Raw genomic sequence first — 10194 nt, 5'->3', positions numbered from 1 at the left:
TGGGGGATCTCCCTCTCAGGACCCCTACCCATCGTAGCCTTGGTAAGCCGTTACCTTACCAACTAGCTAATGGGACGCATGCTCATCTTTCACCGTTGTGACTTTAATAATCAAACCATGCGGTTTGATTATGCTATGAGGTATTAATCCAAATTTCTCTGGGCTATCCCTCTGTGAAAGGCAGATTGCATACGCGTTACGCACCCGTGCGCCGGTCTCAAAATCCGAAGACTTCTACCCCTCGACTTGCATGTGTTAAGCCTGCCGCTAGCGTTCATCCTGAGCCAGGATCAAACTCTTCATCGTATATTTTAATATTATATAGTCGATGCTTTTCCTACCGGTTCTTTTCGAATCTTCCGTTTCTACTGCTCTTATTCTTTTTGTTCTGAAATCTCTTTCAGAACGGCTGTCAATTCAATATGTCTACGAACGTGTCTTCTTTTGTTTTCGCTTATCTCTCAAAGCGGGTGCAAAACTAAAACTTCTTTTTGTTTCCTGCAAGAAAAATTTAAAGTTTTTTTTTGAGATCTTTTCAATCCCGTTTTCTCTAATTTCTCTTCCAATCTATCAATGAACTTTCCGTGTTTTGCGGGGTGCAAATGTAGAAAGCATTTTCAAATCTCGCAAGCTTTTTCGAATCTTTTTTTCTGAAAATTTCTTTTCGCCAGATTCTCCTTTCCTGCCAGTATTTCGATGAACGCCTTCGCTGTTGCGGGTGCAAAAGTAGAACCTTTATTTACATTTCCAACACTTTCTTTTACATTTTTCCCATCTTTTTTTGCTTTATTTCTTAACTCACTCATAACAGCCTGTTTACATTTTAAACTTTTTTGAATACTTGTGAGGTTTTTCTGCACATCTTCATTATTTTGGCATTTTCCGCCAGTTTCGGCATTCCCTTTTTATGGAGTTTTCAGCCTTTAAGCCCGTTTTTTGAAGAAATTCCATGTTTTCAAAAGCCGACATCTTCCGTTTTTAATCCCGTAAAGGCGCCAAAACGTCAAGTTTTCCCCTCTCTTGCTTCCAAAACCCGCCCTTTTCCCTTTAAGCCGCCTCTGAAAACTAGTGCCCTAGCCCCGATAGAAGCGGAAATCCTTTTGCTTTTTTCTTTAAAAAGCAAAAGATTGGAGCGGATAGCGGGATCAGGCTCCTAATAAATAACAAAATTTCAATTTTCAAGCTCCAAATTCCAAATGCTGCCGCTAAAAAGGCTTCGGCTTCGCTCAGCCTGACAATCTAGATTCTCCCCTTATACATATGCATAAAAAAAACAAACCCGACAGGTTTTGAAAAACTGTCGGGTTGGATATTATGCTTTACTTTTTACTTAGTCGAAACGGATCGCTTTTACAGGTGATATTTTTGTTATTATATAAGAAGGTATTAATAGCACCAAGAAACAAACACCAACCGTAAGCAGGTTTAATAATAGTATATACATCCAATTTAGATAAACTGGCGCTTGATTTACATAATAGTTTTCTGGATTGAGCTTAATTATGCCGAATTGCTGCTGTATTAATAGAATTGAAATTCCGATCAAATTTCCCCAGAATAGTCCACGTAGAATTAGATAAAAGGCATTATATAAAAATATCTTACGTACTGACCAGTTATTTGCACCCATAGATTTTAAAATTCCAATCATTTGAGTTCTTTCCAAAATGAGAACCAGCAATGCCACTACCATATTAATTGTTGCCACGAGAATCATGACCCCTAAAATGATTACTATATTAAAATCAAAGAGCTTAAGCCAGTCAAAAATATAACTGTATTTTTCTACAATGGTTTGTGTATCTAGATTAGAAGAGGTTTTTTCGTAAATTTTATTTCCTGTGGATTTAATTTCATTAAAATCCTTTACAAAAACCTCAAATGCTCCAACTTGACTCTCACTCCACTTATTGATTCTTTGAATATGGCGGATATCTCCGATAATATATGTTGCATCAAAATCTTGGAATCCGGAATTAAATATTCCTACAATCTTAAATCTACGGCTATTTGGAAGTTTACCTTGCTCTTCCTTTATAAAAAAAGTATTGAACTGGTCTCCAATTTTTAAATTTAAACGATCTGCAAGAAATCTTGAAATAATAACATCTTCATTCAATGCTTTCGCAAAATCTGGAAGTTTACCTTCAACAATATATTCTTTAATATTATTCCAATCGTAATCTGCTCCGACACCTTTAAATATAATTCCTTCAAAAGCATTTTCTGTTCTAATTATTCCAGCTTTACTGGCCACTGCTTGGATATGGCTAACTTCTGGAACCGATTTAAAATTAGGATAAAAATCTTGTTCTTTTGAAATTGGAACTGTTGTAACTTCTGAATTATTATTGTCATAATTAGAAATTATGATTTGGCCATTAAAAGCAGAAACTTTATCGCGAATTTTTTTCTGCAAGCCTATTCCTGTGGCCACAGAAACCATCATCATGATTATTCCGATTGCAATTGCAGAAATCGCAATTTTTATAATCGGCGCCGAAATACTGCTTTTATAATCTTTCGCAGTAATAAGTCTTTTGGCTATGAAATATTCTAAATTCAAATTATGAGTTTTCTTTATGTTGTTTAATTATTTCCTTTCTCAAAAATAAATTTTAAAAGAGGAAATCAAGATATTATTAGAAACAATTGCCTATTTATTCCATTATAACGGCAGCTTCTTTTTCATTTCCTCGACGATGTTGAATGCTGCTGGACAAATTTCGACGTTTTTCAAAGTTAAATTAGAAATCTGATAAAATTTGTTTCGATCTGTATGAGGAAACTCTCTACAGGCTTTCGGACGTACATCATAAATCATACAATAATTTTCATTATCTAAAAACGTACATGGAACACTTTGCAAAACATAATCTTTGTCCTCATCAATTCGCAAGTACTGATCAATAAATTGCTGAGGCTTTTGTCTAAAGTGTTTAGAAATTCGTTCTATATCTGCCAAAGTAAACAATGGCCCTGTCGTTTTACAGCAATTAGCACACTTCAAGCAATCCGTTCTTTTAAATTCGGCATCATGCAAATCTTGCATAATGTAATCTAAATTCTTTGGCGGTTTCTTTTTAAGCTTATCGAAATACTTTTTATTCTCGTTATGCTTATCTTTGGCTAACTTACTTAAATTATTTAAAATCTGTTTCAAGTTTAGTATTTAAAGTTGATTTGCAAAATTAAACAACTTTGAACTTGAAACCTTAACTTTGAACTAAAACAATGAAAGATCTTTTTGGGAAAGCAATATTTGATTTTTACACCAAAAATTCACCTGAAGACATTATTACTGAAACTTCTATTTCTGAAGAAGATGAAATGAGTGTCGAATATCTTTTCCGCTCTTATAACGAAATGCCGAAAATTGAACAAAAGGCTTTGCAATTGGCAAAAGGAAAAATATTGGATGTAGGGTGCGGAGCTGGAAGTCATGCTTTATCCCTGCAAAATGAACGCAGTTTAGATGTAACAGCTATTGATATTTCGGAAAAAGCAATTGAGACTTGCCGTCTTCGAGGAATAAAAAATGCTAAAGTTGAAAATATTCTCGATTTTGATGGAGAAAAATTCGATACAATTTTACTTCTAATGAACGGAACAGGGATTTTTGGCCAGTTAAAAAACTGCAATTCCTATTTAACTAAACTAAAATCTCTTTTAAATCCTGGCGGACAAATTTTAATTGACAGTTCGGATATCATTTATATGTTTGATGAGGATGAAGATGGCGGAAAATGGATTCCGTCTGAAAATGATTATTATGGAGAGCTCGTTTTTAATATTAGCTATAAAGGAGAAAAAGAAGAACCTTTTGATTGGTTGTATTTGGATTATAACACGCTTCAAAATGCAGCGATTGCCAATGATTTAAATTGTGAACTTGTTCTAGAGGGCGAGCATTATGATTATTTAGCCAGGCTCACCATTTAAAAATAAACCATAAAAAAAACTATGAAAGAACTAGATTTAGAGAAATTAAAATATCCTATCGGGAAATTTATTGCTCCAGAAAATTTTTCAGCAGAATACCTTTCTGAAAAAATTAAAGAAATTGAAACTCTTCCAGAAAGATTAGCAAAAGAAACGATTCATTTAAAAGATGAACAATTAGACACGCCCTATCGTCCTGACGGATGGACCGTGAGACAAGTCATTCATCATTGCGCCGAAAGCCATATGCATTGTTTTATCAGAATTAAATGGACATTAACAGAGAACAATCCAGTTATCAAAGCTTACGACGAAGTTCTTTGGTCTGAACTAAATGATAGTTTAACAATGCCTATTCAACCAACTTTGGAATTATTGAAAGGACTTCATTTCAGACTAGGCTATATTATGAAAAATTTATCTGAATCTGATTTAGAAAAAACGTTTATACATCCTTCAGATAATTCGGAAAACAAACTCAAAAAAATTATCGGAATGTATGCCTGGCATGGAAACCATCATCTAGCACACATTACCGTCTTGAAAAATTATAAAAATTGGAAATAATCGGGTGTATATTTTTTACACAAAACTGTATACTTGTATAAAACAAAAATCTCTTCTATCGAAGAGATTTTTTGTTTTATGGAATATTAAGATACTTATGTGTCTGTAATGAAACTCTCCATTTTGGATTGTTCATGACATAATCAACAATAAGCGGAGTCATTTCTTCTTTTTTACTCCATTCTGGCTGAAGGAATAAAATTGCATTATCGTTTACTAATTCTGCCTGCTCTTCTGCAAAAATAAAATCGTGTTTATTATAAATAATCACTTTTAACTCATGAGCATTATCATACACGGTTTGTGTTGGCAATTTGTTCTTTTTTGGCGAAAGACAAATCCAATCCCAAGTTCCTGATAACGGAAAAGCTCCAGAAGTTTCGATATGTACTTTTAAATTCTTTTCTTTTAATCGTTTTGTTAAAAGTGTCATATCCCAAGATAAAGGCTCTCCACCAGTCACTACAACTGTATCAGCATATTTTGCAGCATTTTCAACAATTAAATCCACACTTGTTGGCGGATGAAGCTCGGCGTTCCAACTTTCTTTCACATCACACCAATGACATCCTACATCGCATCCACCAATTCTAATAAAATAAGCAGCTCGTCCTGTATGTGAACCTTCTCCTTGGATGGTATAAAATTCTTCCATCAAAGGAAGCATTGCTCCTTTATTTACTTCTAATTGTATTTCTTTTGGTAACATTTTAATATTTTAAGAGTGCAAAGATAGTCAATAATATACGGAACAAAAAAAACCGATAGTTAATTGAACTATCGGTTTTTTATATTCTCTTTAAACTTATAATTATTTTAAAGCTTTTATAGATTGTGTAGCGTATGAATTTGCAGGATCTAAAACTAAAGTTTTATTAAAATACTCAATAGCTTTAGCTTTATCTGTATTAGCATAAGCTGCACCAATACCATTGTAAGCTTCAATAAATTTCTTAGCTACAGCTGGCTTAGCCACTTCTTCTGCACCTTTTGCTGAAATTTTAGTAACGTATTCTTCGTAGTTTTTAATGATCAAATCATCTTTATCTAATAAAGAATTAATTCTTGCTTTGTACAAGTACGCTTCATCATAGCTAGGAGCAGTTACTAAAATTTTATCAAAAGCTGCATCAGCTTTCCCTAAAGCAGCAGTATCACGGCTTTCTTTTGGTTTACTAGCATTACCATAGTATAAAGAAATTCCATAATAAACACTGTCATCTAAGTAATTTTTAGACTCAGAATTAGCTGCTCCAAGTTCAAAAATAGCAGCTGCTTGTGCGTATTGTTTTTTACCAAATAACTCTTTTCCGAAATCAGCGAATTCTTCTACTACTAAAGGCTCTAATTCAACTGCTTTTTTGATGTCAGCTAAACCTGCATCAAAAGCTGCTTGATCTACTGTACCATCCGCTGCAGTTCCTTTTTTGATTTTAGCCAAACCTAAATAATAATAATCTCTACCAATAACTTTGTTTCCTGGAGCTTTGATATAATCTTCAATAGATTTAATAGCTACATCAACATTTCCATTTTCGTAAGCAGCATATCCTAAATATCTGTAAATTCTAGGATTTACTTTATCCTGAGCAATCATTTTGTTTGCAACAGTCTCTAATTGTTTGTAATCTTTAACCAAGATTAAGAAATCTGCATGACGCATTTTAGAATCAAGAGAGTAATCTGTCAAACTTAAGTACTTCTCATAGTTTGTAATTGCATTTTGCAAGTTAACTTTAGCAGTAGAAGGTTTGTTTCTTGCCCATTTGTAGTATGTTTCAGCAAGTTCTCTGTAAACTGGTCCGTAATTAGCATCTAACGCGATAACTTCATTAAAAGATTTAATTGCTTCATCGTAAGATTTAGCACCTTTTAATAAAACTCCTAATTGCATTTTCGCTCTTAATAAAGTATTATCAGCTGTAAAAGCATCACGATATGCTTTGTAAGCATCGTTTTGGTTGTTTGCTCCGTAGTAAGCATCTCCAATTGCCAAAAGTGCTTGTGCATTTTGAGGATCTACTAATAAAGCTCTTTTCAAGATGTCAGTAGCACTTTTATAATCTGGATTCTCAGAATTCATATAAGCTCTAGCAATGTAAATAAATTCATTTACATCTTTTTTCTTCATGTCTTTGGTTGCTAACGTAAAATTAGCTTGAGCAGCAGCAGTATTCTTTGCATCAAGATCTAATTGTCCTAAACCAATGTAGCTTAAATTTTTCTTATCTGAAGCTTGTAATCCATTATTGTAATAGATTTTTGCAGAATCGACAACTGATTGATTTAAATAAACATTTCCTAAAACAAAATTTGCTTCTCCATCTGAAGGTTTAGTTTTGATAATTGATTTAAGGATCGTTTTTGCTTTATCAAATTGTTCAGCATCAATTGCCTTCTTCGCTTGGTTGATATCTTGCGCACTTGCCGCGGTAGCCGAAGCAACTAATGCAAGACTTAAAATTTTAAATTTATTCATCTTTATTGTAATTAATTTATTCTTTATCTTTTATAATTTCATTTCTAATTTTTAGCTTTCGCCCTGGAGTTTTGTATGGTAACAGGCCTGATTTCAAAACTATTCTTTGGCCAATGTCCCCTGCTATGAATGAAGCAAACCCCATTCCTAGTCCAGAATAACCTTGACAATTGATAATAAACAAATCACGTGCCAAAGGATATTTTCCAATTTCCAAGTCATTTTGAGTTGGACTATAATATTCATTACTGTTCAAACCTTTAACATAAAGAACATTAATTTTATTAACAGTCTCTGTCATGTCAGGAGTTGGCTGATAAAACCAATTAATACCAATAACACCAATCATTCCTTCATTTTCTGAAACAAATTTGATTACTTCATTATTTGTTTTAAATGAGAAAACTCCAGATTTAGGTATTTCATTCACTTTTGCTAATTCTTTCATGTAACGAACCGTACTTGAATTAGGATTATCGAAAACAAGGCCTTTAATTTTGCCATCTGTTTTGCCCTGCATGAAATCAATCACAGTTTTCAACGCGATTAATGTATCATTATTGCTTTTGCTTGAAATAAAAGCAATAGCGTCATGAGCAAAAGGAGTTACTCTTGGATTAATTTTACTTTTGTCAAAACGAGCTTTTTCTTCTACAGTTAGATCGCGAGTTGTAATTGCGACCTTAGCCTTTTGATTTAACAAATCATTAATTACTTCAGCTTCTGATTCTGGTTTTACCTTAATTTTTGCATCATAGTAAGTACCTTCAAAAACAGCAATCTGATCGTCCACAATTTGTTTTACCGTTTCGTCAACCGCAAGATCAAGTGATCCTTTCAAAATGGTCTCTTTTTCAGTTTCATTCTTGCTTTTTTGGTTGCACATGGCAAACAAAAAGACAAAAACAACCAAACCTAAAGGCTTACTATATTTCAACATAATTATTATTCTTTTGAATTAATTAATCTTAAAAATCTTATTGCAGAATACACAATTAGTAATCCACCAAAAGCGTATCTGTATTTTGGTTCCATGTTAAGCGGGAGTTTTTCCCAAAACATAATCATTAAACCGAGCACAAGATAAATTAAAAAAAACAGTATTCCTAAAACAAGAAGAAATCGCTCTTTGAGCGATTTCTTCTGAATATTATTAAGCATATCTTTTAACATTATTCTGCAGATTGAATAGTAATAGGAAGAGAGTATAATACCCTAACTTTTTTACCATTTTGCTCGCCGGGAGTCCATTTTGGACATTTCTTAAGAACACGAATTGCTTCTGCTCCTGTACCATAACCGATATCTCTTAAAACTTTAATATCTGTTAATGACCCGTCTTTTTCAACTACAAACGTAACGTAAACTTTACCTTTTAAGCCTTCTTCTTCTGGAGTTTTGTAGTTGTTTCCTACGAATTTGTAGAATTTCTCAATACCTCCTGGGAAGTCTGGTTTTACTTCGATACCAGCTGTGTTATATACAGTGTTATCTTCTTGTACCACCTCTGCTACTGGTCCTTTTCCAACTGGCTCATCAACAGTTAAAACTGCATCTGGATCTCCTTTGATAGTCTCAGCACCAACTTTTTTGTCTTTTAACTCAACAATTTTTGGTGGGTCTTCAGTTACTTCTTCCGCTTTTGCAACCACAGGTTTAACGAATTTAACCTGATCCACTTTTGGTGGTGGCGGCGGTGGCGGTGGCATGTTAGGCTTAATTTCCTCTTTTTTAGGAGGTAATTTTACCGCAGCCATCTTAACCTCTTTTACCTCTTCTTCTTCTGTTGAGTCTGGCAACAAACTCGCGATAAGAGGAGCAGCAATAGCAGCGCTAAAGATAAGAGAACCAATAACAAGTGCTTTCACAGTTGTTTTTCCGTTTGATTTTCTCAGCTCGTATGCTCCATATATCTTATTACGTCCTTCGAATACGATATCAAGCCACTGATTTTTTATAATATCTAATTTCATACTTCTTGATTTTTAAGTCGATAAAACTAAGATCACTCTTATTTTTTATCTATCACTTTTGCTTCTTCTGGTGTAAACTCAGGAACAATTGCATACGTCTCAACTCCAGTGATAGCCATTTCGTCCAAAATATCAACCAAATTACGGTAATTTGATTTTTTAGTTGGTTTAATGATCACAATGATTCCGTTTTTAGGTTTCCCTAAAGCTGCAGAATATGCTAAAACATTTTTCTTTTGTTTCAACAATTCTCTACGGATACCATCTTTACCATATGCAATATCTTTTGGCCCCACTTTTGGTGTCGCCAATAACCCCATATAGTAAACCATTTTATTATCGCCACCTAACATTACTGTCATAGTACGATTCTCGTCTACTTTGGTATCCTCAGTTTTCTTAGTTGGATCATCATCTTTATTTGGCAATGACAAATCCATCGATTGAGGTTTTGACAACGAAGTAGTTAGCATAAAGAATGTGATCAATAAGAATGCCAAATCCACCATCGCTGTTAAATCGACTTTCGAATTCTGCTTTTTACTTCTTACTTTACCACCTTTACCACCACCGCCGTCGCCGGTATTTAATTCAGCCATCTTAGTGTATATTTTTTAATTAAAAGTCTCTTCCTCTCTTACCAGTAACTAAGTTAAAGGAATTGATTTTCTGATCTTGCAAAATATCCATAATTTTTCTAATTCTTGGATATTCTTCTTTAGCATCTCCTTTAATCGCAATCTGCAATTCTTTGTCATCCAAATCAATTGTAGCTCTTCTAGAAATTAGAAGCCATTCTTTTAATTGATTATCTAATGAGTCCAAAGGAATTCCAGGCTGGTTTGCTTTGGTTCTGTCAGCCGCTTTCATATCAATGATTTGCTTCAAACCTGTAATTGGCACACCAAAATCATCCATAAGAGCAAATTTGGTTTTATCTTCTTCTGAAAATTCAATACCATATTTTGCACCCATTCCTTCAAGAGTTCTTTTACGAACTTCTCTTCCTTTGATGTCAAAAAATACTTTCCCTTTTCCTATTGTAATAATAGCCAAATCAGTATCTGGCAGTTTACTTATTGCAACAGAAGCAGGCATATCTACAGGCAATGCCTCAGGCACTTTAGCAGTAGCGGTCAAAATAAAGAACGTTAGCAAAAGGAACGCTACATCACACATCGCAGTCATATCTGTCGATGTAGACTTTTTTTTCATTTTTATTTTAGCCATTAT

At 33.8% G+C, this 10194-nt stretch carries 12 protein-coding genes and 1 rRNA gene; 2 read left to right on the top strand and 11 right to left on the bottom strand.

Going from position 1 to position 10194, the window contains the following annotated elements:
* From NCC77_RS07785 to NCC77_RS07770, 4 genes are all read right to left on the bottom strand, one after another.
* A 16S ribosomal RNA gene (locus NCC77_RS07785) occupies nt 1–306 on the bottom strand; the annotation flags it as partial.
* A gap of 311 nt (nt 307–617) precedes the next feature.
* On the bottom strand, nt 618–806 hold the full coding sequence (locus tag NCC77_RS07780; protein WP_250835053.1) for a hypothetical protein: 189 nt from the start codon (nt 804–806) through the stop codon (nt 618–620).
* Nucleotides 807–1330: 524 nt separating this feature from the next.
* On the bottom strand, nt 1331–2566 hold the full coding sequence (locus NCC77_RS07775; protein WP_250835052.1) for an ABC transporter permease: 1236 nt from the start codon (nt 2564–2566) through the stop codon (nt 1331–1333).
* A gap of 102 nt (nt 2567–2668) precedes the next feature.
* Nucleotides 2669–3163 (bottom strand): YkgJ family cysteine cluster protein, encoded by a 495-nt coding sequence (locus NCC77_RS07770; RefSeq protein WP_198855503.1) that lies wholly within the window; start codon nt 3161–3163, stop codon nt 2669–2671.
* A 71-nt stretch (nt 3164–3234) separates the two neighbouring features.
* On the opposite strand from NCC77_RS07770, the gene NCC77_RS07765 reads away from it, so the two are divergent.
* Nucleotides 3235–3942, top strand: a complete 708-nt coding sequence (locus tag NCC77_RS07765) for a class I SAM-dependent methyltransferase (RefSeq protein ID WP_250835051.1) — start codon at nt 3235–3237, stop codon at nt 3940–3942.
* Between the two features lie 21 nt (nt 3943–3963).
* The gene (locus NCC77_RS07760; RefSeq protein ID WP_250835050.1) at nt 3964–4509 is read left to right on the top strand and encodes a YfiT family bacillithiol transferase; all 546 of its coding nucleotides are present in this window, start codon (nt 3964–3966) and stop codon (nt 4507–4509) included.
* 76 nt (nt 4510–4585) lie between these two features.
* Here NCC77_RS07760 and NCC77_RS07755 read toward each other — a convergent pair whose 3' ends face one another.
* The 7 genes from NCC77_RS07755 to NCC77_RS07725 all read right to left on the bottom strand — a co-directional run bounded on the left by NCC77_RS07755 (nt 4586) and on the right by NCC77_RS07725 (nt 10191).
* A complete protein-coding gene (locus NCC77_RS07755) occupies nt 4586–5218 on the bottom strand; it encodes a 7-carboxy-7-deazaguanine synthase QueE (protein WP_198855500.1) in 633 nt (210 codons plus the stop codon).
* 102 nt (nt 5219–5320) lie between these two features.
* Nucleotides 5321–6988 carry a tetratricopeptide repeat protein gene (locus NCC77_RS07750; RefSeq protein WP_250835049.1) on the bottom strand — a complete coding sequence of 556 codons (1668 nt, stop codon included), beginning with the start codon at nt 6986–6988 and terminating at the stop codon, nt 5321–5323.
* A 16-nt stretch (nt 6989–7004) separates the two neighbouring features.
* Nucleotides 7005–7928: a PstS family phosphate ABC transporter substrate-binding protein gene (locus NCC77_RS07745; protein WP_250835048.1), complete on the bottom strand. Its 924-nt coding sequence runs from the start codon at nt 7926–7928 to the stop codon at nt 7005–7007.
* A gap of 5 nt (nt 7929–7933) precedes the next feature.
* Entirely contained in the window at nt 7934–8161 is a 228-nt protein-coding gene (locus NCC77_RS07740) for a hypothetical protein (protein WP_095928219.1), read from the bottom strand.
* Nucleotides 8161–8961, bottom strand: a complete 801-nt coding sequence (locus NCC77_RS07735) for an energy transducer TonB (RefSeq protein ID WP_250835047.1) — start codon at nt 8959–8961, stop codon at nt 8161–8163. Before NCC77_RS07735 ends, NCC77_RS07740 begins: the two co-directional genes overlap by 1 nt.
* Nucleotides 8962–8999: 38 nt before the next feature.
* Nucleotides 9000–9560 carry an ExbD/TolR family protein gene (locus tag NCC77_RS07730; RefSeq protein WP_250835046.1) on the bottom strand — a complete coding sequence of 187 codons (561 nt, stop codon included), beginning with the start codon at nt 9558–9560 and terminating at the stop codon, nt 9000–9002.
* Nucleotides 9561–9579: 19 nt separating this feature from the next.
* On the bottom strand, nt 9580–10191 hold the full coding sequence (locus NCC77_RS07725) for an ExbD/TolR family protein (protein ID WP_095928222.1): 612 nt from the start codon (nt 10189–10191) through the stop codon (nt 9580–9582).
* Nucleotides 10192–10194 lie beyond the last annotated feature (3 nt).

It is taken from the genome of Flavobacterium tyrosinilyticum, from assembly GCF_023656565.1.
GTDB classification, from domain to species: Bacteria; Bacteroidota; Bacteroidia; order Flavobacteriales; family Flavobacteriaceae; genus Flavobacterium; species Flavobacterium tyrosinilyticum.
Note: the sequence above shows the minus strand (reverse complement) of the source record. Positions and strands in the feature narration are given on the sequence as shown.

Excerpts from the sequence above, each read along its gene's own strand:
- NCC77_RS07725 (WP_095928222.1), bottom strand. The coding sequence starts at position 10,191 with ATGGCTAAAATAAAAATGAAAAAAAAGTCTACATCGACAGATATGACT.
- NCC77_RS07755 (WP_198855500.1), bottom strand. The coding sequence starts at position 5,218 with ATGTTACCAAAAGAAATACAATTAGAAGTAAATAAAGGAGCAATGCTT.
- NCC77_RS07735 (WP_250835047.1), bottom strand. The coding sequence starts at position 8,961 with ATGAAATTAGATATTATAAAAAATCAGTGGCTTGATATCGTATTCGAA.
- NCC77_RS07760 (WP_250835050.1), top strand. The coding sequence starts at position 3,964 with ATGAAAGAACTAGATTTAGAGAAATTAAAATATCCTATCGGGAAATTT.
- NCC77_RS07730 (WP_250835046.1), bottom strand. The coding sequence starts at position 9,560 with ATGGCTGAATTAAATACCGGCGACGGCGGTGGTGGTAAAGGTGGTAAA.
- NCC77_RS07745 (WP_250835048.1), bottom strand. The coding sequence starts at position 7,928 with ATGTTGAAATATAGTAAGCCTTTAGGTTTGGTTGTTTTTGTCTTTTTG.
- NCC77_RS07765 (WP_250835051.1), top strand. The coding sequence starts at position 3,235 with ATGAAAGATCTTTTTGGGAAAGCAATATTTGATTTTTACACCAAAAAT.
- NCC77_RS07750 (WP_250835049.1), bottom strand. The coding sequence starts at position 6,988 with ATGAATAAATTTAAAATTTTAAGTCTTGCATTAGTTGCTTCGGCTACC.
- NCC77_RS07780 (WP_250835053.1), bottom strand. The coding sequence starts at position 806 with ATGAGTGAGTTAAGAAATAAAGCAAAAAAAGATGGGAAAAATGTAAAA.
- NCC77_RS07740 (WP_095928219.1), bottom strand. The coding sequence starts at position 8,161 with ATGTTAAAAGATATGCTTAATAATATTCAGAAGAAATCGCTCAAAGAG.